Annotated in this window: 23 protein-coding genes and 1 riboswitch; of the genes, 16 read left to right on the top strand and 7 right to left on the bottom strand. The window is 70.5% G+C overall.

Going from position 1 to position 24586, the window contains the following annotated elements; translation table 11 throughout:
* Positions 1-136: 136 nt before the first annotated feature.
* Positions 137-1315: a quinolinate synthase NadA gene (gene nadA, locus AB0C73_RS30400; protein ID WP_362536413.1), complete on the bottom strand. Its 1179-nt coding sequence runs from the start codon at positions 1313-1315 to the stop codon at positions 137-139.
* 253 nt (positions 1316-1568) lie between these two features.
* Here nadA and AB0C73_RS30395 point away from each other — a divergent pair, with 253 nt between their 5' ends.
* Positions 1569-1925 carry an iron-sulfur cluster assembly accessory protein gene (locus AB0C73_RS30395; protein WP_362536411.1) on the top strand — a complete coding sequence of 119 codons (357 nt, stop codon included), beginning with the start codon at positions 1569-1571 and terminating at the stop codon, positions 1923-1925.
* Between the two features lie 78 nt (positions 1926-2003).
* Here the strand turns inward: AB0C73_RS30395 and AB0C73_RS30390 are convergent, their stop codons facing one another.
* Positions 2004-3548, bottom strand: coding sequence for a hypothetical protein (locus tag AB0C73_RS30390; RefSeq protein WP_362536409.1), 1545 nt, complete (start codon positions 3546-3548; stop codon positions 2004-2006).
* Positions 3549-3626: 78 nt separating this feature from the next.
* On the bottom strand, positions 3627-3836 hold the full coding sequence (locus tag AB0C73_RS30385) for a hypothetical protein (protein ID WP_362536408.1): 210 nt from the start codon (positions 3834-3836) through the stop codon (positions 3627-3629).
* Positions 3837-3968: 132 nt separating this feature from the next.
* Here AB0C73_RS30385 and AB0C73_RS30380 point away from each other — a divergent pair, with 132 nt between their 5' ends.
* Positions 3969-4943: a carbohydrate kinase family protein gene (locus tag AB0C73_RS30380; protein ID WP_362536406.1), complete on the top strand. Its 975-nt coding sequence runs from the start codon at positions 3969-3971 to the stop codon at positions 4941-4943.
* Positions 4944-5003: 60 nt separating this feature from the next.
* On the opposite strand, the gene AB0C73_RS30375 is transcribed toward AB0C73_RS30380, so the two are convergent.
* Positions 5004-6386 (bottom strand): aminotransferase class V-fold PLP-dependent enzyme, encoded by a 1383-nt coding sequence (locus AB0C73_RS30375; protein ID WP_362536404.1) that lies wholly within the window; start codon positions 6384-6386, stop codon positions 5004-5006.
* 360 nt (positions 6387-6746) lie between these two features.
* Here AB0C73_RS30375 and coxB point away from each other — a divergent pair, with 360 nt between their 5' ends.
* The 4 genes from coxB to AB0C73_RS30355 all read left to right on the top strand — a co-directional run bounded on the left by coxB (position 6747) and on the right by AB0C73_RS30355 (position 11172).
* Complete coding sequence (coxB, locus tag AB0C73_RS30370) at positions 6747-7673, top strand: cytochrome c oxidase subunit II (RefSeq protein WP_362536402.1); 927 nt, start codon at positions 6747-6749, stop codon at positions 7671-7673.
* Positions 7670-9406, top strand: coding sequence for a cytochrome c oxidase subunit I (gene ctaD, locus AB0C73_RS30365; protein ID WP_362536400.1), 1737 nt, complete (start codon positions 7670-7672; stop codon positions 9404-9406). Before coxB ends, ctaD begins: the two co-directional genes overlap by 4 nt.
* The gene (locus AB0C73_RS30360; protein WP_362536398.1) at positions 9403-9801 is read left to right on the top strand and encodes a cytochrome c oxidase subunit 4; all 399 of its coding nucleotides are present in this window, start codon (positions 9403-9405) and stop codon (positions 9799-9801) included. The genes ctaD and AB0C73_RS30360 overlap by 4 nt, the downstream gene beginning before the upstream one ends.
* A 114-nt stretch (positions 9802-9915) precedes the next feature.
* Positions 9916-11172, top strand: coding sequence for an Ig-like domain-containing protein (locus tag AB0C73_RS30355; RefSeq protein WP_362536397.1), 1257 nt, complete (start codon positions 9916-9918; stop codon positions 11170-11172).
* A 158-nt stretch (positions 11173-11330) separates the two neighbouring features.
* Here the strand turns inward: AB0C73_RS30355 and AB0C73_RS30350 are convergent, their stop codons facing one another.
* The gene (locus AB0C73_RS30350; RefSeq protein WP_362536395.1) at positions 11331-11735 is read right to left on the bottom strand and encodes a hypothetical protein; all 405 of its coding nucleotides are present in this window, start codon (positions 11733-11735) and stop codon (positions 11331-11333) included.
* Between the two features lie 191 nt (positions 11736-11926).
* On the opposite strand from AB0C73_RS30350, the gene AB0C73_RS30345 reads away from it, so the two are divergent.
* The 6 genes from AB0C73_RS30345 to AB0C73_RS30320 all read left to right on the top strand — a co-directional run bounded on the left by AB0C73_RS30345 (position 11927) and on the right by AB0C73_RS30320 (position 19162).
* Positions 11927-12547: a heme-copper oxidase subunit III gene (locus AB0C73_RS30345; RefSeq protein WP_362536393.1), complete on the top strand. Its 621-nt coding sequence runs from the start codon at positions 11927-11929 to the stop codon at positions 12545-12547.
* Positions 12548-12623: 76 nt separating this feature from the next.
* Complete coding sequence (locus AB0C73_RS30340) at positions 12624-13433, top strand: c-type cytochrome (RefSeq protein ID WP_362536391.1); 810 nt, start codon at positions 12624-12626, stop codon at positions 13431-13433.
* Positions 13430-14482 (top strand): Rieske 2Fe-2S domain-containing protein, encoded by a 1053-nt coding sequence (locus tag AB0C73_RS30335; RefSeq protein WP_362536390.1) that lies wholly within the window; start codon positions 13430-13432, stop codon positions 14480-14482. Before AB0C73_RS30340 ends, AB0C73_RS30335 begins: the two co-directional genes overlap by 4 nt.
* Positions 14479-16104 (top strand): cytochrome bc complex cytochrome b subunit, encoded by a 1626-nt coding sequence (locus tag AB0C73_RS30330; RefSeq protein ID WP_362536388.1) that lies wholly within the window; start codon positions 14479-14481, stop codon positions 16102-16104. Before AB0C73_RS30335 ends, AB0C73_RS30330 begins: the two co-directional genes overlap by 4 nt.
* A 158-nt stretch (positions 16105-16262) precedes the next feature.
* Positions 16263-17327 (top strand): anthranilate phosphoribosyltransferase, encoded by a 1065-nt coding sequence (gene trpD, locus AB0C73_RS30325; RefSeq protein ID WP_362536386.1) that lies wholly within the window; start codon positions 16263-16265, stop codon positions 17325-17327.
* Positions 17328-17414: 87 nt separating this feature from the next.
* Positions 17415-17531, top strand: a riboswitch (SAM riboswitch).
* Positions 17532-17719: 188 nt separating this feature from the next.
* Complete coding sequence (locus tag AB0C73_RS30320) at positions 17720-19162, top strand: aminotransferase class V-fold PLP-dependent enzyme (protein ID WP_362536384.1); 1443 nt, start codon at positions 17720-17722, stop codon at positions 19160-19162.
* A 69-nt stretch (positions 19163-19231) separates the two neighbouring features.
* Here the strand turns inward: AB0C73_RS30320 and AB0C73_RS30315 are convergent, their stop codons facing one another.
* Both AB0C73_RS30315 and AB0C73_RS30310 read right to left on the bottom strand, forming a co-directional pair.
* Complete coding sequence (locus AB0C73_RS30315; protein ID WP_362536382.1) at positions 19232-19513, bottom strand: Lrp/AsnC ligand binding domain-containing protein; 282 nt, start codon at positions 19511-19513, stop codon at positions 19232-19234.
* Complete coding sequence (locus AB0C73_RS30310; RefSeq protein ID WP_362536380.1) at positions 19510-20244, bottom strand: rhomboid family intramembrane serine protease; 735 nt, start codon at positions 20242-20244, stop codon at positions 19510-19512. Before AB0C73_RS30310 ends, AB0C73_RS30315 begins: the two co-directional genes overlap by 4 nt.
* A gap of 188 nt (positions 20245-20432) precedes the next feature.
* Here AB0C73_RS30310 and AB0C73_RS30305 point away from each other — a divergent pair, with 188 nt between their 5' ends.
* The 4 genes from AB0C73_RS30305 (at position 20433) to AB0C73_RS30290 (ending at position 24584) form a co-directional block, all read left to right on the top strand.
* A complete protein-coding gene (locus AB0C73_RS30305) occupies positions 20433-20675 on the top strand; it encodes a hypothetical protein (protein ID WP_128976779.1) in 243 nt (80 codons plus the stop codon).
* 43 nt (positions 20676-20718) lie between these two features.
* Positions 20719-22083 carry an NYN domain-containing protein gene (locus tag AB0C73_RS30300; protein WP_362536378.1) on the top strand — a complete coding sequence of 455 codons (1365 nt, stop codon included), beginning with the start codon at positions 20719-20721 and terminating at the stop codon, positions 22081-22083.
* 265 nt (positions 22084-22348) lie between these two features.
* Positions 22349-23377, top strand: a complete 1029-nt coding sequence (locus tag AB0C73_RS30295; RefSeq protein ID WP_362536376.1) for an NlpC/P60 family protein — start codon at positions 22349-22351, stop codon at positions 23375-23377.
* Positions 23378-23561: 184 nt separating this feature from the next.
* Positions 23562-24584: an NlpC/P60 family protein gene (locus tag AB0C73_RS30290; protein WP_362536374.1), complete on the top strand. Its 1023-nt coding sequence runs from the start codon at positions 23562-23564 to the stop codon at positions 24582-24584.
* The last annotated feature ends 2 nt before the right edge of the window (positions 24585-24586 follow it).

The raw sequence follows: 24586 nt of genomic DNA, 5'->3' as shown, positions 1-24586 counted from the left end.
GCGCGGACCGCGAGGAAGACGCCGACGAGGGTCATGATGACGAGGACGAGCGCGCCGGCCCCGCGGGCGCCGACGCGGAAGACCCGGTCGGCGCGCAGTGCGCGGGGGCCCACCCCTTCGTCCGTACGAGGAATCGTTACGGCAGTGCCAGCATCCGCTCGAGCGCGAGCTTGGCGAACGCCTCCGTCTCCTGGTCGACCTGGATGCGGTTGACCAGGTTGCCCTCGGCCAGGGACTCGAGGGCCCAGACCAGGTGCGGCAGGTCGATGCGGTTCATGGTCGAGCAGAAGCAGACCGTCTTGTCGAGGAAGACGACCTCCTTGCCCTCCGGGGCGAAGCGGTCGGCGAGGCGCTTCACCAGGTTCAGCTCGGTGCCGATCGCCCACTTCGAGCCGGCCGGGGCCGCCTCCAGGGTCTTGATGATGTACTCCGTCGAGCCCACGTAGTCCGCCGCGGCCACGACCTCGTGCTTGCACTCGGGGTGGACGAGCACGTTGACGCCCGGGATGCGCTCGCGCACGTCGTCGACCGAGTCCAGCGAGAAGCGCCCGTGCACCGAGCAGTGGCCCCGCCACAGGATCATCTTCGCGGCGCGCAGCTCCTCCGCGGTCAGCCCGCCGTTCGGCTTGTGCGGGTTGTAGACCACGCAGTCGTCCAGGGACATGCCCATGTCGCGGACGGCGGTGTTGCGGCCCAGGTGCTGGTCGGGCAGGAACAGTACCTTCTCGCCCTGCTCGAAGGCCCAGTCCAGCGCCCTCTTCGCGTTCGACGAGGTACAGATGGTGCCGCCGTGCTTGCCGGTGAAGGCCTTGATGTCGGCGGAGGAGTTCATGTACGAGACGGGCACGACCTGCTCGGCGACGCCGGCCTCGGTGAGCACGTCCCAGCACTCGGCGACCTGCTCGGCGGTGGCCATGTCGGCCATCGAGCAGCCGGCGGCGAGGTCGGGCAGCACGACCTTCTGGTCGTCACCGGTCAGGATGTCCGCCGACTCGGCCATGAAGTGCACACCGCAGAAGACGATGTACTCGGCCTCCGGCTTGGCGGCGGCGTCACGGGCGAGCTTGAAGGAGTCGCCGGTGACGTCGGCGAACTGGATGACCTCGTCGCGCTGGTAGTGGTGCCCGAGGACGAAGACCTTGTCCCCCAGCTTCTCCTTGGCGGCGCGGGCGCGCTCCACCAGGTCCGGGTCGGAGGGCGACGGGAGGTCGCCGGGGCACTCCACGCCGCGCTCGCTCTTCGGGTCGGCCTCGCGGCCGAGGAGGAGGAGAGCGAGCGGCGTCGGCTGGACGTCCAAGGGCTGGGCGGTGGTCACGTCACGCACCCTTTCTACTTCTACGGTGAGCCTCGAAAAGCCTTTTCGTCTAAATGACGCTATCTATCATAACCGGTTCATGTCACTTTGACGATGGCGATAGTGTCGATGTGACGCATTCGCCTTCCGCGTCGTCGGACGCGGTGTGCGAGCATGGACAGGGAAAGACAGGCCTCGGCCTGGAATGAATCCGGGGCCCCGCCGGTTGCAACCGTCGGCAAGCAGCCTCCGTACAAACCCGGGAGAGAAGCAGATGTCCGTATCGGACGAGAAGACCACTGTCAGCGACGGCATCCTCCTGTCCGACGCCGCCGCGGCCAAGGTCAAGGCCCTGCTCGACCAGGAGGGCCGTGACGACCTGGCGCTGCGCGTCGCCGTTCAGCCCGGCGGCTGCTCCGGCCTGCGGTACCAGCTGTTCTTCGACGAGCGCACGCTCGACGGCGACGTCGTCAAGGACTTCGGCGGCGTCAAGGTCGTCACCGACCGCATGAGCGCTCCGTACCTGGGCGGCGCCTCGATCGACTTCGTCGACACCATCGAGAAGCAGGGCTTCACGATCGACAACCCGAACGCGACGGGTTCCTGCGCCTGCGGCGACAGCTTCAGCTAAGCCGTCCGCGAACGCCTGAGAGGGTGGCACCCGGAGTTCCGGGTGCCACCCTCTCGCGCGTACGTCCTCGCGTTCGCCCTACGACCGGGGCACCGCCTCGCTGCTCGCCCCGTCCACCACCGGGCGGTCGGCGAGCGGCGCCTGGAGCGACACCGTACGGGTGATCTCCACGGCCATCATGATGCAGACCCGGCCGGGCTCCTGCGCCTTCTCCGCGATCCGCACCACGACCTGCCGCGGGCTCTCCTCGGCCGTCACGGTGTACGTGCTGCACACCCCGCCCCAGAAGGTCACCGACAACGTCCGGCCGCTCGGGTCCGTCGTGAACGAGGTGATCTGCCGGACCGGCGCCGTCCCCTGGTCCGGCGGCGGTGTGGGCTCCGGCGTGGGGTTGGGCGCGGGCTTCGAGGCGGCCGGCGGGGCCAGATAGCGCGGCTCCACCGCCGTCTGGGTCACCGTGTACGGCTTCGCGTCCGTCTTCGCCCGCGCCTCGAACAGCCACGCCGGTACGAGCACCTGCTCGCCGTCCACGTACTGCGCGGCCAGACCGAAGCGCGCCCCGGTCACCTCCACGACGTTCGGCGGTGCCATCTCGACCGAGGTCCGGCAGGGCGCGTCCGGCGTGTCGCCCGGCATGCCGGGCTGCCCGTCCGCGTTCGCCGGCGGGTCCGTGGCGCAGCCGCCGATGCCGATCGGGCCGGTGCCCTTCGAGGCCTCGTTCAGCTCGGCCAGGGCCTTCTCCGCGCCGACCACCGGATAGGTCGCGCCCTTCGCCGGCTCCTTCAGACGCCCGCTGCCGGCCACCACCGAGCCGTCCGGGCCGATGTGGATCCCGGTCGACCAGCCGTAGGTGGGCAGGCCGTCCACCACCGGGTCGGCGTTGACCACCCGTACCGAGCCGTTCATCAGCTGGGACGCGTCCACCTTGGCGTCGTCCTGGCCGATCGCCTTCAGGACCGGCGCCGCGGCCGCCCTGGCCGCCGCCTCGCTCACCGGAGAGCCCCCGCCGGCCGGCGGCTTCGCCTCACCGGGCGGCGGGCACGCCTTGCCCTTGAGACAGGAGTCGCCGACGGGGCCGCCGTCGTACCGGCTCAGGGTCCAGCTGCCCGGGCCCTTCACGGACACGTCGAGGCGCAGCCCCGTGGTGTCCTTCTCCGGGTCGAGCCGCCACACCTCGCCGACCAGGCGCGGCTCGCCCGACAGGCCGAGCGCCTCGGCCAGCCGGGTCACCTCCGCCGAGGTGACCCGGCCCTCGGGCCGGTGGACCGCGGCCGAGGAGGGCCCGTGGGGGAGTGGGCCCTTGGCTTGATAGACGGTCCCGCCCGGACCGCCGCCCGGGTCGGGTTCACCCGGGGCGATCCCCGGACCGCCCGGACCGCCCGTGCCGCCCAGCTTCAGCGGCGGGGGAGCGGCGGCCGCGTCCTCCGCGGCGCCGCCCGCGCCGGCCGTGGTGCCGTCGCCCGACGCGGTGGCGGCGTAGTACACGCCCCCGCCGCCCACGAGGAGGACTCCCGCCGCCACCGAGGCGACGAGAAGCGGACCGCGCTTCCTCGGCCGGTTCTCCGGGGGCCGGTTCTCCGTCTCCGTACTGCTGCTCACCGCGCGCTCCTTCAGACGTGGCATCCCTGCGGAGGACACCCCTGGGACGGGAGCGGCGCCGGAACGGTTCCGCGGCGGTCAAGCGGCGATGCCGGACAGGCCCTAGGCCGCCCCGTATTCGGCGGTCGCCGCGATCAGCCGGGCCGAGGCCGCCGGGACCTCGACGCCGTGGATCAGCGCGGGGGAGACCGGCGCGGCCGACGGGGCGGCCGGCGTCACCCAGTGCGGGGCCATCCGTGCGCCGTCGCCGCACAGCTCCGCAAGGCTGAACTCGGACTCCTGGGGCTCACGAGGAGCGGGATACTCGGTCATGGCGGCACCGTACGCACGCTCCGGCTTCGGAGAAAAGGCCTACTCTGGGGTAGTTTCCGCTGTTCGGCTTCCCCCTGGCCAGCCGGTAGCGTGAACTGTCAACGCCGTCCCTTTCCGCAGGAGCAGCCAGCCGTGCGTATCGCAGTCACCGGCTCCATCGCCACCGACCACCTCATGACCTTCCCGGGCCGGTTCGCCGACCAGCTCGTGGCGGACCAGCTCCACACGGTCTCGCTGTCGTTCCTGGTCGACAATCTCGACGTCCGCCGGGGCGGCGTCGCCGCGAACATCTCGTTCGGCATGGGGCAGCTCGGCGGCCGGCCGGTCCTCGTCGGTGCGGCCGGCTTCGACTTCGACGAGTACCAGGCCTGGCTCGACCGGCACGGTGTGGACACCGGCTCCGTGCGCATCTCCGAGGTCCTGCACACCGCCCGCTTCGTGTGCACCACCGACCAGGACCACAACCAGATCGGCTCCTTCTACACCGGCGCCATGAGCGAGGCCCGGCTGATCGAGCTCAAGGCCGTCGCCGACCGCGTGGGCGGCCTCGACCTGGTCCTCATCGGCGCGGACGACCCCGAGGCGATGATGCGCCACACCGAGGAGTGCCGGACCCGCGCCATCCCCTTCGCCGCCGACTTCTCGCAGCAGATCGCGCGCATGGGCGGCGAGGAGATCCGCACCCTCATGGACGGCGCGGCCTACCTCTTCTCCAACGAGTACGAGAAGGGCCTCATCGAGTCGAAGACCGGCTGGACCGAGGAGGAGATCCTCGGCCGCGTCGGGCACCGCGTCACCACGCTCGGCTCGCGCGGTGTGCGCATCGAGCGCGTCGGCGAGGACCCGATCGAGGTCGGCTGCCCGGAGGAGGAGGCCAAGGTCGACCCGACCGGCGTCGGCGACGCCTTCCGCGCCGGCTTCCTGACCGGTCTGACCTGGGGCGTCGGCCTGGAGCGCGCCGCCCAGGTCGGCTGCATGCTCGCCACCCTGGTGATCGAGACCCTGGGCACCCAGGAGTACACCCTGCGCCGCGCCCACTTCATGGACCGCTTCACCAAGGCCTACGGCGACGAGGCCGCCGCCGAGGTCCGGGCCCACCTGGCCTGATCCCGCTCCTGATCCGTACGCCGGACCCCGGGTGCCCCACGGCGCCCGGGGTCCGGCGCGTCAGGCCACCCGCCGCACCATGTACGCCGTCCCGCCGCCCGGTGACGGGTGCTCGCCCACGTACTCCTGGCCCCGCATCTCGCACCAGGCCGGGATGTCGAGGCGGGCCGCCTCGTCGTCCGAGAGGACGGTGACCGTGGCGCCCACCGGGACCGTGGCGATCACCTTCGCCAGCTCGATCACCGGGATCGGGCAGCGCCTGCCCAGGGCGTCGACCAGCAGGGTGTCCGGCGCCGCGACGGGCTCGGCGGCCATGGCGGCCGGGACGCCGAGGCGGGCGCGGACGGAGGAGACGACGCCCGGCAGGACGGCGAGGAAGCGGTCCACGTCCGCCTCCGTCGTACCCGCCGGCAGGGACACCCGTACGTTCCCCTCGCTCAGCACCCCCATCGCCCGCAGCACATGGCTGGGCGTCAGCGTCGAACTCGTGCACGACGAACCGGACGAAACGGAGAAACCCTCCCGGTCCAGCTCCGAGAGCAGCGTCTCCCCGTCGACATAGAGACACGAGAAGGTGACCAGATGCGGCAGCCGTCGCACCGGATCGCCCACCACCTCCACATCCGGCACGAGCTCCGGCACCCGTGACCGGATCCGGTCCACGAGGGCCCGCAGCCGCGCCGACTCGGCCTCCGCCCGTACCGCCCGCAGCGAGGCCGCCGCCGCCACGATCCCCGGCAGGTTCTCGAAGCCCGGCGCCCGCCCCGACTCCCGCTCGTCCGACGGACCTTGCGGGGCGAACCGGACACCCTTGCGCACCGCGAGCAGCCCCACCCCCGACGGCCCGCCCCACTTGTGCGCGCTCGCCGCGAGCAGCGACCAGCCCGCCGGCACCGGCCCCCAGCCGAGCGACTGCGCCGCGTCCACGAGGAGCGGCACCCCGGCCGCCCGGCACGCCTCCGCCACCTCGGCGACCGGCTGCTCGGTGCCCACCTCGTGGTTGGCCGACTGCAGACAGGCGAGCGCGGTACGGGAGTCGAGCGCCGCCGCGAAGACCGCCGGGTCCACCGCGCCGGACCGGCCCACCGGCACCTCCGTCACCGTTCCGCCCGCCGCCGTGTGCGCCTCGCCGGCGTGCAGGACGGAAGAGTGTTCGACCGCGGACACCACGAGCCGGTCCCCGGCCCGCCGGCGCCCGGCGAGCGCCCCGGCGACCCCCGCGTGAACCGCGCGTGTCCCCGAAGGAGTGAAGACCAGCTCGTCCGGACGGCAGCCGACCGCCTCCGCGGCCGCCTCCCGTGCCGCGTCGAGCAGCAGCCGGGCCCGCCGTCCCTCCCGGTAGAGGCGGGCCGGATCGGCCCAGCCCTCGTCCAGCGAGGCGAGCAGCGCCTGACGTGCCACGGGGTGCAGCGGGGCCGCCGAGGCGGCGTCGAAGTACGGCATCCGCCCACGCTATCCCCGCCGCCCGCACCACCCGGCGATGCCCCGTCAGAAGCCCCGCCCGCACCGCCGATCGGCCCTGCCCGCCCCCGCCCGGAAGCCGGGAGTCCACCCCTTCGGGGGCTCGGACGGCGCGTTGGGCACCCTCCCCGCGCGACCCCAAATAGCGTCCAGTAGGGTTTGGTCCGCATAAACATCCAAACCCCTGCCCGCGGCCGGGGCGGCGACCGACGTAGAAGACGGACGGCCGTGGCAGCCGACCTATGCGGGCCGTGACTCTCGGGAAGGCGCTACGTGAGTCCCAACGGCTCCGACCTCCCCCGCAGCCGAGGCGCGGGCGGTACCCCCACGTCTCGGCGCCCGATGCGGCGGAAGCTGCCGCAGGTGCTGACTGCGGGCCTGATCCTGGCGACAGCCACCGGTTGCTCGTACAACTGGGAAGACTTCCCCCGCCTTGGTATGCCCACCCCCGTCACGGAAGAGGCTCCCCGGATCCTCTCCCTCTGGCAGGGCTCCTGGGCCGCGGCGCTCGCTGTGGGCGTACTGGTGTGGGGCCTCATCATCTGGGCCACCATCTTCCACCGGCGCAGCCGCACCAAGGTCGAGGTTCCTCCGCAGACCCGCTACAACATGCCCATCGAGGCGCTGTACACGGTGACCCCCCTCATCGTCGTCTCGGTGTTCTTCTACTTCACCGCGCGCGACGAGGCCAAGCTCCTCGAGCTCTCCCCGAAGCCGGCCCACACCATCAACGTGGTCGGCTACCAGTGGAGCTGGGGCTTCAACTACGTCGAGGACGTGCCCGGTGTCACCGGAAACGCCAAGACGGCCCCGAACCTCGCGGCGATTCCGGACAACCTCAAGAACGAGTTCCCGGCGAACGCGGGCGGCGTCTACGACGCCGGCATCCCCGGCAACCGGAACCCGCAGACCGGCAACCCGGGTCCGACCCTGTGGCTGCCCAAGGGCGAGAAGGTCCGCTTCGTCCTGACCTCTCGTGACGTCATCCACTCCTTCTGGGTGGTCCCCTTCCTCATGAAGCAGGACGTCATCCCGGGTCACACCAACGCCTTCGAGGTCACCCCGACCCAGGAGGGCACCTTCCTCGGCAAGTGCGCCGAGCTGTGCGGTGTCGACCACTCCCGGATGCTCTTCAACGTCAAGGTGGTCTCCCCGGAGCGCTACCAGGCGCACCTGAAGGAGCTGGCGGAGAAGGGGCAGACCGGCTACATCCCGTCCGGCATCGAGCAGACGGACCCGGCCAGGAATGCGGAGAAGAACCTACTGTGAGCATCCTCAACGAACCCCAGGGTGCCGCGGCGGCTGAGGACTCGTACGAGAACGAGCTGCCGGTACGGCGCAAGCAGCCGGGCAACGTGGTGGTGAAGTGGCTGACCACCACCGACCACAAGACCATCGGCACCTTGTACATGGTCACGTCGTTCGCCTTCTTCTGCGTCGGCGGCATCATCGCGCTCTTCATGCGCGCGGAGCTGGCCCGCCCGGGCACGCAGCTGATGTCGAACGAGCAGTTCAACCAGGCGTTCACCATGCACGGCCTGATCATGCTGCTGATGTTCGCGACGCCGCTCTTCGCCGGCTTCGCGAACTGGATCATGCCGCTGCAGATCGGTGCCCCCGACGTCGCGTTCCCGCGGCTGAACATGTTCGCCTACTGGCTGTTCCTGCTCGGCTCGATCGTCGCGGCGTGTTCCTTCCTGACGCCCCAGGGCGCGCCCGACTTCGGCTGGTTCATGTACGCGCCGCTGTCCGACGCGGTGCACTCGCCGGGCATCGGCGCCGACATGGGCATCATGGGTCTGGCCCTGTCCGGTTTCGGTACGATCCTCGGCTCGGTCAACTTCATCACCACGATCATCTGCATGCGCGCTCCGGGCATGACGATGTTCCGGATGCCGATCTTCACCTGGAACGTGCTGCTGACCGCCGTCCTGGCGATCATCATCTTCCCGGTCCTCGCGGCCGCGCTGTTCGCCCTTGAGGCGGACCGGAAGTTCGGCAGCCACGTCTTCGACGCGGCCAACGGCGGCGCCCTGCTGTGGCAGCACCTCTTCTGGTTCTTCGGCCACCCCGAGGTGTACGTCATCGCCCTGCCGTTCTTCGGCATCATCTCCGAGGTCGTCCCGGTCTTCAGCCGCAAGCCGATGTTCGGTTACATCGGTCTGGTGGCCGCGACCATCGCGATCGCCGGCCTGTCCGTGACCGTGTGGGCCCACCACATGTACGTCACCGGCGGTGTACTGCTCCCGTTCTTCTCCTTCATGACGATGCTGATCGCCGTACCGACCGGTGTGAAGTTCTTCAACTGGATCGGAACGATGTGGAAGGGCTCGTTGTCCTTCGAGACACCGATGCTCTGGGCCACCGGCTTCCTGGTCACCTTCACCTTCGGTGGTCTGACCGGCGTCATCCTGGCCTCGCCGCCGCTGGACTTCCACGTCTCCGACTCGTACTTCGTGGTCGCGCACTTCCACTACGTCATCTTTGGCACCGTGGTGTTCGCGATGTTCTCCGGCTTCCACTTCTGGTGGCCGAAGTTCACCGGCAAGATGCTGGACGAGCGGCTCGGCAAGATCACCTTCTGGACGCTGTTCGTCGGCTTCCACGGCACCTTCCTGGTGCAGCACTGGCTGGGCGTCGAGGGCATGCCGCGTCGTTACGCGGACTACCTGGAGGCCGACGGCTTCACGCTGCTGAACACGATCTCGACGATCTCCTCCTTCCTGCTCGGCCTGTCGCTCCTGCCGTTCTTCTACAACGTCTGGAAGACCGCCAAGTACGGCAAGAAGATCGAGGTCGACGACCCGTGGGGCTACGGCCGTTCGCTCGAGTGGGCGACGTCCTGCCCGCCGCCGCGGCACAACTTCCTCGCGCTGCCGAAGATTCGTTCCGAATCCCCGGCGTTCGACCTGCACCACCCCGAGATCGCGGCGCTCGACCAGCTCGAGAACAAGCCTCACGAGGTGGCGGCCCTCACCGGTGGCAAGGAGGCCGGCAAGTGAAGATCCAGGGCAAGATGTTCATCTGGCTGAGCGTCTTCGTCCTCGCCATGACGATCGTCTACGGCGTGTGGGCGAAGGAGCCGGCCGGTACGGCGGCGCTCTTCATGACGTTCGGCCTGTGCATCATGGTCGGCTACTACCTGAGCTTCACGGCCAGGCGGGTCGACAAGCTGGCGCAGGACGACAAGGAGGGCGAGGTCGCGGACGAGGCCGGCGAGCAGGGCTTCTTCGCCCCGCACAGCTGGGCTCCGCTCTTCCTGGCCACGGGTGGCGCGCTCGCCTTCGCGGGCATCGCCATCGGCTGGTGGCTGCTGTACTTCTCCGCTCCGGTGATCCTGCTCGGCATCTTCAGCTGGGTCTTCGAGTTCTACCGCGGTGAGAACCAGAACCAGTAGCGGCACCCCGTAACACCCCGAGGGGCCCGGTCACTTCGTTCCGACGAAGCGGCCGGGCCCCTCTTTTGGCACGCTCGGCGCGCCGCGCGCGAGGATTGTTCTTAGCGTGAGGTCATGAACGACACGCCGCGCATTCGGACTGTTCTGAGCTGCACCCTTCTGGCCCTCACCGTCACCGCAGGCGCCACGGCGTGTGCGGGCGACGGGGACCATCCGCTGTCGGCGAGGCCCTACGACGCGGCGGACGAGGTCACCTTCAACACGCCCGGCGACGGGAAGAAGGCCGACCCCGAGAAGCCGCTGGAGATCACCGCCGAGGACGGGGACGCACGGATCACCGACGTCACCGCCACCGACGCCGCGGGACACCACCTGGCGGGCGAACTCACCGCCGACGGACGGAAGTGGCGCTCCACGGCCGCGCTGGCGGCCGGCGCCCGCTACACCGTCCAGGTGGCCACCGAGGACGAGGACGGCGCCCCAGGAGCCCGTACGTTCACGTTCGAGACCGCCCCGGCCAAAGCGGCCCTGACCGCCACGTTCGGCCCGGAGGCGGGCAAGTACGGCGTCGGGCAGCCCATCACCGCCGAACTGAGCCTCCCGGTGAAGGACAGGGCGGCCCGCGCGGTCGTCGAACGGGCCCTCAAGGTCCGCTCCACCCCCGCCGTGGAGGGCGCCTGGTACTGGGTGGACGACAAGAAGCTGCACTTCCGCCCGAAGGACTACTGGCCCACCGGCGCGACCGTCACGGTCACCGGCAACCTGGACGGCGTCAAGGTCGGCGACAAGCTCTACGGCGGCGCGTCCAAGCCGCTGACGCTCACCATCGGCGACCGCATCGAGGCCGTCGCGGACGCCGGCGCGCACCAGATGACGGTGCGGCGCAACGGAGAAGTGATCAACACCATTCCGGTGACCACCGGAAAACCGGGCTTCTCCACCCGTAACGGCATCAAAGTGGTGCTCGGCAAGGAGTACTACGTCCGGATGCGGGGCACCAGCATCGGCATCGCGGAGGGCAGCTCCGACTCGTACGACCTGCCCGTCTACTACGCCACCCGGGTCACCTGGAGCGGCGAGTACGTGCACGCCGCCCCCTGGTCGGTGGGCTCCCAGGGCGTCGCCAACGTCAGCCACGGCTGTGTCGGCATGTCGACCGACAACGCGGCCTGGTTCTACGAGACCGTCCGCCCGGGCGACATCGTCCGCGTCGTCAACAGCGAGGGCGAGATGATGGACTCGTTCGGCAACGGCTTCGGCGACTGGAACCTGTCGTGGGAGAAGTGGCGCAAGGGCAGCGCCCTGGTGTCCGAGGGCGGCGACCCGACCGCCACCGAGGACGCCAAGGCCAGGCTGCGGCCCTCTCTCTAGAGGCTCGGTTCGCCTCCGGGCGCCTCGGCGTGCGCCCCCTGAGGGTGCGCCCCAGGGCCTCGGCGAGCGAGCCGAAGCGCGCCGGCGGGTGTCGAAAGGGAGAACGCGCGCAGGTCCCGAGGAACGAGGGACCGAGCACGATCGACCGTCGACGCACGCTAGAGGCGCGCGGAGGCGAGCCGAGCCCTCAAAAGGTCGGCCAAAGATGCCGCGAACTCGACCGGTTCCACCGGGAGGGTGACCGCGGCGTCCGCGCGGCTCCAGGTGGCCAGCCAGGCGTCCTGCGGGCGGCCGATGAGCAGCAGCACCGGGGGGCACCGGAAGATCTCGTCCTTGATCTGCCGGCACACACCCATGCCGCCGGCCGGGACGGCCTCGCCGTCGAGGACGCACAGGTCGATGCCGCCCTCGTCCAGGGCCGTGAGCACGGCCGGCAGCGTCGCGCACTCCACGAACTCGACCGGGGGAACGTCCGCGGCGGGCCGCCGGCCGGCCGCGAGGCGGACCTGTGCGCGGGTGTTCGCGTCGTCGCTGTAGACCAGGACCGTGGCGCTCGACTGCATCGTTCGTCCTCCGTGAAGGTGGCCTGCCGTTGGCGCGGATGCTACTCCGGTCCACACCCCGTCAACACCCGTTCAACACCTGTTCGAAGGGTGCCGCGGAGGCCCCAGGATGGGCCGTTCGGGCAGGACACGCGGCCCGGACACTCCGAACGGCACCCCCCGGAGTGAGGGCGGGATAAGCGACCGACATAATGTCGGTCGTGGCGACAGTAACGACAGTAGATACCGGGCACGCGCACCCGTCGGTCAATCGACCGAACCTCACCAGCGTCGGAACCATCATCTGGCTGAGTTCCGAGCTGATGTTCTTCGCGGCCCTCTTCGCGATGTACTTCACTCTGCGATCCGTGATGGGCGCCGAGTACTGGACGGAAAAGGCCGACGCCTTGAACCTTCCGTTCTCGGCGACGAACACCACGATCCTGGTGCTCTCCTCCCTCACCTGCCAGCTCGGCGTCTTCGCCGCCGAGCGGGGTGACGTGAAGAAGCTCCGGGCGTGGTTCACTCTCACGTTCGTCATGGGCGCGATCTTCATCGGCGGCCAGGTCTTCGAGTACACCGAGCTGGTGAAGGCGGACGGCCTCTCGCTGTCCTCCGACCCCTACGGCTCCGTGTTCTACCTGACGACGGGCTTCCACGGTCTGCACGTGACAGGCGGTCTCATCGCCTTCCTGCTGGTCCTCGGCCGGACGTACGCCGCCAGGAGGTTCACTCACGAGCAGGCAACCGCCGCCATCGTCGTGTCCTACTACTGGCACTTCGTCGATGTCGTCTGGATCGGCCTCTTCGCCACGATCTACCTGATCAAGTAATCGGGCCCCGCCTCCCGGCGGGCACCGACACATCCAGCAAGCATCGACGCAGAAGATCCTGACACCGGGGTAATCCGTGAAAAAGCTCTCCGCACGACGACGCCATCCGCTGGCGGCGGTCGTCGTCCTACTTCTCGCGCTGGCGGCAACTGGGGGGCTGTACGCCGCGTTCGCACCCGCGGGCACGGCGAAGGCCGATGAAACCGCCCAGTCCCTCGCCATCGAGGAGGGCAAGAAGCTCTACGCCGTCGGCTGTGCCAGCTGCCACGGAACCGGCGGTCAGGGCACCTCTGACGGCCCGTCCCTGGTCGGCGTGGGCTCGGCGGCCGTGGACTTCCAGGTCGGCACCGGCCGGATGCCCGCGCAGCAGCCGGGCGCCCAGGTCCCGAAGAAGAAGGTCGTCTACTCGCAGGCTGAGATCGATCAGCTCGCGGCGTACGTCGCCTCCCTCGGTGCCGGCCCGGTCACGCCGAAGGAAGGCCAGTACAGCCCTGAGGGCGCCAACATCGCCAAGGGTGGCGAACTGTTCCGCTCCAACTGCGCGCAGTGCCACAACTTCACCGGCGAGGGTGGCGCGCTGACCTACGGCAAGTACGCCCCGACCCTTGAGGGCGTGGACCCGAAGCACCTCTACGAGGCCATGCAGACCGGTCCGCAGAACATGCCGTCCTTCCCCGACACCACGATGCCGGAGAAGCAGAAGAAGGACATCATCGCCTACGTCCAGGCCGTGAACAGCGACAAGGCCGACAACCCGGGTGGTCTCAAGCTGGGTGGCCTCGGCCCCGTCAGCGAGGGTCTGTTCGCGTGGGTCTTCGGACTGGGCGCACTCATCGCAGTTGCCGTCTGGGTCGCGGCCCACACCGCTAAGGCCAAGAAGTCATGAGTACCCAAGACATTCCTGAAGAGAACCTGCCGATCGAGCAGGACACCGCGCACGGCGCGGTGAAGGTCGCCGAAGACCCGTTCGCCGACCCGGGCCTCCCGCCCCACAAGCCGCGCATCCAGGACATCGACGAGCGGGCCGCCAAGCGGTCCGAGCGCGCGATCGCCTTCATGTTCGCGCTGTCGATGCTGGCCACGATCGGCTTCATCGCCTCGTACGTGATCTTCCCGGTCGACAAGATCGTGTACATCTGGCCGTTCGGCCGGGTGTCCGCGCTCAACTTCGCCCTGGGTCTCACCCTCGGTGCGGCGCTGTTCTTCATCGGCGCGGGCGCGGTCCACTGGGCCCGCACCCTGATGTCCGACGTCGAGGTGGCCGACGAGCGCCACCCGATCGAGGCCACGCCCGAGGTCAAGGCGAAGGTCATGGCGGACTTCGCGGCCGGCGCCGCCGAGTCCGGCTTCGGCCGCCGCAAGCTGATCCGCAACACGCTGTTCGGCGCGCTGGCCCTGGTGCCGCTCTCCGGCATCGTGCTGCTGCGTGACATGGGTCCGCTGCCCGAGAAGAAGCTCCGCTCCACCCTGTGGGCCAAGGGCAAGCTGCTCATCAACATGAACACCAACGAGCCGCTGCGTCCCGAGGACGTCGCCGTCGGTTCGCTGACGTTCGCGAAGCCCGAGGGCCTGGAAGAGCACGACGAGCACTTCCAGACCGAGATCGCCAAGGCCGCCCTGATGATCGTCCGCATCCAGCCGGAGGACATCAAGGACAAGCGCGAGCTCGAGTGGTCGCACGAGGGCATCGTCGCCTACTCGAAGATCTGCACCCACGTCGGCTGCCCGATCTCGCTGTACGAGCAGCAGACGCACCACGTGCTCTGCCCGTGCCACCAGTCCACCTTCGATCTGTCCGACGGCGCCCGCGTCATCTTCGGCCCGGCCGGCCACGCCCTTCCGCAGCTGCGGATCGGCGTGAACGACAAGGGATTCCTGGAAGCGCACGGCGACTTCGAAGAGCCCGTCGGCCCCGCCTTCTGGGAGCGCGGATGAGCACTGTGACCACTGCTAAGAAGAAGGCCCCCGCCGGTGAGCGGGTCGCCGACTGGGCCGACGGCCGCCTGGGGATCTACACGCTGGCCAAGGCCAACATGCGGAAGATCTTCCCGGACCACTGGTCCTTCATGCTGGGCGAGGTCTGCCTCTACAGCTTCCTCATCATCATCCTGACGGGTGTCTACCTGACGCTGTTCTTCCACCCGTCGATGAACGAGGTGGAGTACGTCGGCAGCTACGTCCCGCTCCAGGGACAGCTGATGTCCGAGGCGTTCAACTCGACCCTGCACATCTCGTTCGAGGTGCGCGGTGGTCTGCTCATCCGGCAGATCCACCACTGGGCGGCGCTGATCTTCCTCGCCGGCATGTTCGTGCACATGATGCGCGTGTTCTTCACCGGCGCGTTCCGCAAGCCGCGTGAGATCAACTGGCTGTTCGGCTTCCTGCTGTTCTTCCTGGGCATGTTCACCGGCTTCACCGGTTACTCGCTCCCGGACGACCTGCTCTCCGGCACCGGTGTGCGCTTCATGCAGGGCGCGATCCTGTCGGTGCCGATCGTCGGCACCTACCTGTCGATGTTCCTGTTCGGCGGTGAGTTCCCCGGCGGCGACTTCGTCGCCCGGTTCTACTCGGCGCACGTGCTGCTGCTCCCGGGCATCATGCTCGGCCTGGTGGTCGCGCACCTCATCCTGGTGTTCGTCCACAAGCACACCCACTTCGAGGGCCCGGGCCGTACGAACAAGAACGTCGTCGGCATGCCGCTGCTGCCGGTGTACATGGCGAAGGCCGGAGGCTTCTTCTTCCTGGTCTTCGGCGTCATCGCGGTCATCGCGGCGCTCGCCTCGATCAACCCGATCTGGGCCATCGGCCCGTACCGCCCGGACCAGGTGTCCACCGGCGCCCAGCCCGACTGGTACATGGGCTTCGCCGAGGGTCTGATCCGTGTCATGCCGGGCTGGGAGATCAACCTGTGGGGCCACACGCTGGTCCTGGGTGTCTTCATCCCGCTGGTGATCTTCCCGCTCGTCCTGGCGGCCATCGCGGTCTACCCGTTCATCGAGTCCTGGCTCACCGGTGACAAGCGCGAGCACCACATCGCGCAGCGCCCGCGCAACGCTCCGACGCGCACCGCCTTCGGTGTCGCCTGGATCACCGCGTACATGATCATGCTCGTCGGTGGTGGCAACGACATCTGGGCGACCCACTTCCACCTGTCGATCAACTCGATCACCTGGTTCGTGCGGATCTTCTTCTTCGCCGGCCCGGTCATCGCGTTCGTCGTCACCAAGCGGATCTGCCTCGGCCTCCAGCGCCGGGACAAGGACAAGGTGCTGCACGGGCGTGAGTCCGGCATCATCAAGCGCCTGCCGCACGGTGAGTACGTCGAGGTCCACACCCCGCTCAGCCAGGGCGAGCGCCACAAGCTCACCGCGCACGAGCAGTACGAGCCGGCCGAGCTGCCGCCGGCCGTGGACGAGAACGGTGTGGAGCGCAAGATCGGCCGCATGGAGAAGCTCCGGGTCAAGCTCAACCGGGGTTACTACGGCGGCGACAGCCAGGTGCTCAAGCCCACCGTCGAGGAGTTCAAGGAGATCGAGAGCGGCCACGGCCACCACTGATCACCACTGACCTCCTGACGTAGGTCGCCACGGTGAGAGCCCCGTCCATTCGATGGACGGGGCTCTTTGCCGTCCCCCGGGCTCGATAGGGTGGGGATCACACCGGTCTGGGGATCACACCGATCCCGTACGAAGCCACGAACACCTCAGGAGCTGTCATGAGCGCTGTGAACCCCGCTGGAGGCGACACCGCGGCGGGTCGCTCCTGGCCCGCGGTCCTGAACGCGCTTCTCGGGCGGGAGAACCTCAGCACCGAGGCCACCGCCTGGGCGATGGACACCATCATGAGCGGTGAGGCCACCGACGCCCAGATCGCCGGCTTCGCGGTCGCCCTGCGCGCCAAGGGCGAGACGGTCGAGGAGCTGACCGGCCTGGTCCAGGCGATGTACGCGCACGCCCGGCTGATCGACGTGCCCGGGCCGAGTGTGGACATCGTCGGGACCGGCGGCGACGGCGCCAAGACGGTCAACATCTCCACCATGTCCGCGATCGTGGTGGCCGGCACCGGCGCCCGGGTGGTGAAGCACGGCAACCGGGCGGCCTCCTCCGCCTCCGGGGCCTCCGACGTCCTGGAGAAGCTCGGCGTCAATCTGGAGCTGACCCCTCAGCGGGTGGCCGAGGTCGCCGAGGAGGCCGGAGTCACCTTCTGCTTCGCGGTGAAGTTCCACCCCGCGCTGCGGCACGTGGCCGCCGCCCGCGGCCAGCTGGGCGTGCGCACCGTCTTCAACTTCCTGGGCCCGCTCACCAATCCGGCCCGGGTCAAGGCCCAGGCGACCGGGGTCGCCGACCCCCGGATGGCCCCCATCATGGCCGGAGTGCTCGCCGAGCGCGGTTCCTCCGCCCTGGTCTTCCGCGGCGACGACGGTCTGGACGAGCTCACCACCACGGCCACCTCCACCGTCTGGGTGGTCCGGAACGGCACCGTGCGCGAGGAGCGCTTCGACCCGCGGGACGTCGGCATCGACCTGGTCCCCGTGGAGGCCCTGCGGGGCGCGGACGCCTCGTACAACGCCGACGTGGCCCGGCGGCTGCTCGCCGGTGAGGCCGGTCCGGTACGGGACGCGGTGCTGCTCAACTCGGCGGCGGCCCTCGTCGCCCTGGAGCCGGGCGAGGGCATCCTCGCGGAGCAGCTGCGGGCCGGTATGGACCGGGCCGCCGAGTCCATCGACTCGGGTGCCGCGCGCCGCACCCTGGACCGGTGGGTCGCCGCCAGCAACGCCTGACGGCTCATGAACGGCGCATGGCGACCCCGTCCCGGATGCCGGGACGGGGTTGCGGTGTCGTGATCGTCTGGCATAGGTTCTGAACCAGGTCATGAGTGACAGCTGCAAGGCCCCGGCCGGCTGTCCGGCAACCCTCCGTCCGTGGCGGGGTGCCCCGGGTGAAGACCAGGCCGTACGAGCAGAAGCCTGCGGCAAGCGCGGATCCCTGTGCGCCACCCTGGGGTCCTTGGTCCTCATAGGGAGCGGTGTCTCGTGAGCAAGCGAATGCGTTAGGGCCCTTCTCGGCCCCTTTCCCACTCCACACCCGTACAGCGGGACAGCCCTTCGCGCGCTGTCGCCGCTCGGGCCCTTTCACGCCTTTTCGCGCCCCTTTTCTGCCGGGAGACACCGCTATGTCCGCATGCCCGAACACCGCCGTCGTCGCCGCCACCCTCACCGCCGCCGCCCCTGCCCAGGAGCCCGCGGAGCCCTGCTGCGCCGCCCCGCTGCCGGTCCTCGGCCGCGACGTCACCGTCCCGCTCGTCACCGGCGGCGAGGTCACCTACGCGGCCCTCGACTACGCCGCCAGCGCCCCGGCCCTCCAGCGCGTCTGGGACGACGTGGCCGCCTACGCCCCGTACTACGGCAGCGTGCACCGCGGCGCCGGCTACCTCTCCCAGCTCTCCACCGACCTCTTCGAGAACAGCCGCGCCACCGTCGCCGAGTTCCTCGACTGCCGCCCCGGCGACCAGGTGGTCTTCACCCGCTCCACCACCGACTCGCTCAACCTGCTCGCCCAGGTGATCCCCGACGGCTGCGAGGTCTTCGTCTTCGAGACCGAGCACCACGCCTCGCTGCTGCCCTGGAGGGACGCCCGGGTCACCTGCCTCGACGCGCCGCGCACGCCGCGGCAGGCCGTCGAGACCCTGGAGCGGGCGCTCGCCGACCGGGAGCCTTCCCCTAGCTCTTCGAGCTGGGGAGGCCCCATCGGCCCCGCGCTGGTCTGTGTGACCGGTGCCTCCAATGTCACCGGCGAGCTGTGGCCGGTGCGCGAACTCGCCGCCGCCGCCCATGCGCACGGCGCGCGGATCGTCCTGGACGCCGCCCAGCTCGCGCCCCACCACCCCGTCTCCGTACGGGACCTGGACGTCGACTGGGTCGCGTTCTCCGGGCACAAGCTGTACGCGCCGTTCGGCTCCGGCGTCCTCGCCGGCCGCGCCGACTGGCTCCAGGACGCCGAGCCCTACCTGGCGGGCGGCGGCGCCTCCCGCTCGGTGGCCCGCCGGGCCGACGGGGGTGTGGACGTGGAGTGGCACACCACCGCGGCCCGGCACGAGGCCGGTTCGCCGAACGTCATCGGCGTCTACTCGATCGCCTCCGCCTGCAAGGCGCTCACCGAGGCCGGCTTCGAGTCCCTCGTCGCCCGCGAGAAGCAGCTGATCGCCACCGTCCGCGCGGGCCTCGCCGAGGTCCCCGAGGTCCGCGTGCTCTCCCTCTTCGGCGACGACTCCGAGCGCGTCGGCGTCATCTCCTTCGTCGTCGAGGGCTGGAACAGCTCCCACTTCGCCGCCGCGCTCTCCGCCGAGTACGGCATCGGCGTCCGCGACGGTCTCTTCTGCGCCCACCCGCTGGTCCGCACCCTGCTCGGCGGCGACCCGCAGGTGGCGGGCGAGTGCGGCGCCCCCGAGGCGAACCCGGGGGAGCGGTCCCTCAACGCCATCCGGGTGAGCTTCGGCGCCGGCACCCCCGACGAGCACATCGAGCGCTTCATCGGCGCGGTCAAGGAGCTGGTGCGCGACGGCGCCCGGTGGAACTACCGCACCGAGGACGGGCGCTGCGTCCCCGTCCGCGGCTGACCGTTCACTCGAACGGGTGCGGCCGGCCTCCCGCGGGGGAGGGCCGGCCGCACCGCCGTGCACGCGTGCTTACGACTCCAGGCCGATGGCGAAGGCCGCGTCCAGGTCGTGCTGCGAGTAGGCGCGGAAGGCGACGTGGGTGTCCGTGGCCTCGACGCCCGGGATCTTGGAGATCTGGCCGGGGATGATGTCGGCCAGGTCGTCGTGGCGTCCCACCCGGACCATCGCGATCAGGTCGTAGGTGCCGGTGACGGAGAAGACCTCGCTGACGGAGTCGATCGCGGCGATCGCCTCGGCGATCTCGGGGATGCGGTCCACGCTGGTCTTGATGAGCACGATCGCGGTGATCACGGCTGGCTTTCTCCCTCGATGGCCGCGGCTGGTGGCTTCACTGTATCCCCACCCCTGTACCGGGCCCACGCGTAGACGAACCCCAGCGCGAAGCCGATCACATGCGCCAGATACGCCACTCCCGGCCCCGCCCCCGCCGAGCGCGCCGCCAGCCACTGGAGCACGAACCAGAAGATCAGCACGATCCAGGCCGGGAAGCGCAGCGGCAGGAAGAAGAGGAACGGGAACAGGCTCGTCACCCGCGCCCGCGGAAAGAGATACAGGAACGCCCCGAGCACCCCCGAGATCGCCCCCGACGCCCCGACCAGCGTCTGCGCGCTGTCGGCGTGCGCCGCCGCGTAACCCGTCAGCGCCAGACAGCCCACGCCCAGATAGAACAGACCGAACGCGGCCGGACCCATCCGCTCCTCGGCCATCGCGCCGAACACGTACAGGAACAGCATGTTCCCGAGCAGATGCAGCCAGCTTCCGTGCACGAACAGCGCGGTCAGCGGGGTGAGCAGGGCGCGCGGATCGGCCCGCACCAGATCGGCCGGGATCACGCCCCAGCGCTGGAAGTACGCGCTCTGCGCCGCGAGCAGGGTGTCACCGGTGCCGTACCCCGGATTGAGCCCCGACACCGGACTCACGGCGAACAGCAGCACGCAGCAGGCGATGATGCCGTACGTCACCGTCGGCCCGTTCCGCGCGCCGCGCCAGGCGCCGAGGGCCGCGCCCCGCCAGTCGATCATGGACAGATCATGGCGTACCGGGGCCCACCTGGACAGAGTGCCTCGCCGTGACACGGGGTACCCGCGAGGCCGTAGGGTGAGAGCCTGCCTTATGAGCGACATTCCCGCTGTTCGACGGCGCACCGCGGGCCCGTGACACCTCGCACAAAGCCTCACACTGAGCCTCGTACGGAAAGAGGACGGCAACGATGACGACGGTTCCCCTGCCGACCGCCGAGACCCGCTGGCGCTGCACACTCTGCGGCAATCTGACCCGCTTCGACGTGACCCGCTCGTCCAAGGTCGTCGAGTACGTCCATCTGGACCTCGCCGGAGAGCCCAAGGTCGAGGAGCGCGAGGTGGTCAGTGAGACCATCGAGTCGGTCCGCTGCCGCTGGTGCAACGCGGTGGACCAGATCGAACTGGTGGACAGGCCGGGCGCCGCTTCCTGAGGAGCGGCCCGGGAGGGCGAGACGAGGGAGTGGGTGACGGACCGTGGAGCAGCCCGCGCACGGTGATCGGCCGGCGGGCTCGGCGGACAGTGCCGCCGAGGCGCTCGACCGGCCGCTGCCCGAGCCCGTACGCCGCAGGGTCGTCGCGCTCGTCGCGGACGCCTTCGGCGGGCTGACCGTCGCCGAACTGCCCGCCCCGCTGCGCCAGTACGCCCGCTTCACCGCCTCCCGGCGCGCCAAGTTCGCCGGGAACGCGATGGCCGCCGCCCTGGAGAGCGACCCGCTGTTCCGGCAGCGGATCGGCGAGCGCTTCAAGGAGGCTCAGCCCGAGCTGGCCGGGGCCGTCGAGTCCGGCGCCCCGCCCGGCGCCGCCGACCCGGTCGACGTGGCCGCGGCCGCCTATGTGCTGCGCCCGGCCGGCTGGGGCAAGCTGGTCGCCGCCGCCGGCGAGGAGGCCGAGCGCGCCGACGCCGAGCGGGCCGACGAGGCCGGCCGGCGCGAGCTCGAACGGCTGCGCGAGGAGGTCGCGGGCGCCAGGGAGCGCGCCAAGACCGAGACCGAGCAGCTGCGCCGCGACCTGGAGAGCGCCCGCAAGGACGCCGAATCGCTTCACCGGAAGCTGCGCAGCGCCCAGAGCGACGTCAAGCGCGGCGAGGCCGCGCTGCGCCGGCTGCAGGCGGAGATGGACACCGCGCGCACCGAGGCCGCCGCCCAGGTGTCGGCCGCCGAGAGCGAGAGCCGGCGGCTCAAGGCCCGGCTCGGCGAGGTCGAGGCCGCCCTGGAGGCGAGCCGCCGGGCCGCCCGCGAGGGACGCTCGGTGGAGGACATGCGGCTGCGGCTGCTCCTGGACACCGTGCTCGACGCCGCCCAGGGGCTGCGCCGTGAACTCGCCCTGCCGCCGGTGTCGATGCACCCGGCGGACACCGTGGACGCGGTGGAGCCGGGACGGATGTCGCCGAAGGACATCGCGGCCCGCGCGCTGTCCGAGACCGACCCGGCGCTCCTGGACCAGCTGCTCGAACTGCCGCAGGCACACCTGGTGGTGGACGGCTACAACGTCACCAAGACCGGCTATCCGACGATGCCGCTGGAGAAGCAGCGGCTGCGGCTGCTCGGCGGTCTGTCCGCGCTCGCGGCCCGTTCGGGTGCCGAGGTCACCTGTGTCTTCGACGGGGCCGAGCTGGCGGCGCCCGTCCTGCTCGCCCCGCCGCGCGGCGTGCGGGTGCTGTTCTCCAAGCCGGGTGTCACGGCGGACGAGTTGATCCGTCAGCTGGTGCGGGCGGAGCCGCCCGGCCGTCCCGTGGTCGTGGTGTCCACCGACCGCGAGGTGGCCGACGGCGTCGCCAAGTCCGGTGCACGGCCGGTCGCGTCCGCCTTGTTGCTGAAGCGGCTTTCGCGCCTGACGTGACGTCTCGTCACGGTCATCCTGAACGTCCCGCATATCCCTTTTGTGGTCCACGCAGGGTCAAGTGGCCATTGCTGCCCGTGTGGTGTCGGGAAACAACTTGTGGGACGGGCGAGATTTTGGCCGCTGGGATTTGAACTGATCACAAGAAGGTCACTAGGGTCAGGGCTCGAACCTTCGCGCGGTTGATCACTCATCCGGGGTGTCAGCGTGGGTACCGCCTGCCTCTGAACGGCCGGGCGGCTCGAGGAAGAAGGAGATCGCCCCCGTGGCGTCCCACCGTCGTCCCAAGCAGCCGAGCCGCACCCGTGTGACCGTGCTCACCGCGACCGCCGCAGCCGCCGTCGCCCTCTCCGCCCAGGCCGGAGCCCAGGCGGCCCCGAAGCCCAAGATCGACGACGTCAAGTCGAAGGTCCACGCGCTCCAGGAAGAGGCCGAGGTCGCCACCGAGCAGGCCAACCTCGCCGACGAGCGCCGCGGGACGCTGCAGAAGGAGATCAGCGCTCTCCAGGACAAGGTCGCCCGCGGCCAGCAGGAGCTCAACACCCTGCGCGGGCAGATCGGTTCGGTCGCCGCCGCGCAGTACCGCTCCGGCGGCATCGACCCGGCGCTCCAGCTCTTCCTCTCCTCCGACCCGGACAGCTACCTCGACAAGGCGTCCGCGATCGACCAGCTCAGCGCCCAGCAGGCCGATGTGCTGGAGTCGATCCAGGCCAAGCAGCGCATCCTCGCCCAGCAGCGCGCCGAGGCGACGACGAAGCTCGCCGACCTCGAGGACGTGCGCAAGACCCTCAACGAGAAGAAGCAGAAGTCCCAGGAGAAGCTCGCCGAGGCGCGCAAGCTCCTCAACACCCTGACCGCCGCCGAGCGCGCCCGGATCCAGGAGGAGGAGCAGCGCGCCAGCCGCGCCGCCGGCGACCGTGTCGACCTCGGCAACGAGGTGCCCGCCTCGCAGCGCGGCTCCGCCGCCCTCAGCGCCGCCGCCACCCGGCTCGGCATGCCGTACGTCTCCGGCGCCGAGGGCCCCAACTCCTTCGACTGCTCGGGCCTGACGCAGTGGGCCTACCGCCAGGCCGGCGTCAGCCTCACCCGCACCACCTACACCCAGCAGAACGACGGCGTGAAGATAGGCCGCAGCCAGCTCAAGCCGGGCGACCTCGTCTTCTTCAACAGCCTGGCGCACGTGGGCCTCTACGCCGGCAACGGCCAGGTCCTGCACGCCCCCCACTCGGGCGCCGTGGTGCGCTACGAGTCGATGAGCACCATCGGCTCCTTCCAGTTCGGCGTCCGCATCTGACGCCACGCGACCTGCCCCCCATCCGGGTGGTTTGTCGGATCCCGGGCTGACGTGACGCCCCGCCGGTGACCTGTGGTCCTGCGGCGGGGCGTCATTTTGTGTGCCCGGCTGCTTCGTTGGAGGCGGAAGCGTCAGCGGCTACTGTCTGCCGCGCCAGTCCGCCGAGCCGAACGGAGCCCGATCCGTGGCGTCCCACCGACGACCCGCCAGGGTCACCGTCCTCACCGCAGCCGCGGCCACCGCGGCCACGGCACTCGGCGCCGTCCCCGCGCACGCCGACCCGGGCGGCGCCACCCCGCAGACCGCCCGGGCCACCCGCGCCACCGTCGACCGGCTCCTCGAAGAGGCCGAGCGGGCCACCGAGGGCTACAACCGGGCCGACGAGAAGGCCGACGCGCTGCGGAAGACGGTCTCCCAGGCCCAGGACTCCCTGGCCCGCGCCCAGGAGCGGATCAACCGCATGCGCGGCGCACTCGCTTCGGTGGCCGGCGCGCAGTACCGCTCCGGCGGCATCGACCCGGCCCTCGCGCTGCTGCTCTCCTCCGACCCGGACAGCTACCTCGCCAGGGCCTCCGCCCTCGACCGGGTCACCGCCCGCCAGAGCGCCGCCCTCGGCCGGCTCCACGGCGAGCTGCGCCGGCTCGCCCAGCAGCGCACCGAGGCGGGCCGCGCGCTCGCCGAACTCGACCGCAGCCGCCGCGAGGTGGCCCGGCACAAGCGCACCGTCGAGCACAAGCTCGCCGAGGCCCGCCGGGTGCTCGCCGCGCTCTCCCCCGACGAGCGCGCGGGCTTCGAGCGGGCCTCCCGCTCCGGCCGGGACGGCTTCGACGAGGTCCTGCCGCCGCTCGGCGACCTCGGCCCCTCGCGGGCCGCGGCGGCGGTGCTCGCCGCCCGCAGCGTGATCGGCCGGCCCTATGTGTGGGGCGCGACCGGCCCGTCCGCCTTCGACTGCTCGGGCCTGATGGTCTGGTCGTACCGCAAGGCCGGCATCGCCCTGCCCCGCACCTCGCAGGCCCAGCGCGGCGCCGGCCGCCGCATCCCGCTCTCCCAGGCGCAGCCCGGCGACCTCGTCACCTACCGCAGCGACGCCAGCCATGTGGCGATCTACGCGGGCAACGGCCAGGTCATCCACGCCCCCTACCCGGGCGCCCGGGTCCGCTACGACCCGGTGAACATGATGTCCCATGTGACCGTGACCAGGGTCTGAGC

Origin of the sequence: Streptomyces sp. NPDC048623, from assembly GCF_040650755.1 — a bacterium.
Classification (GTDB): Bacteria; Actinomycetota; Actinomycetes; order Streptomycetales; family Streptomycetaceae; genus Streptomyces.
This window is presented reverse-complemented; position numbering and strand designations above follow the sequence as displayed.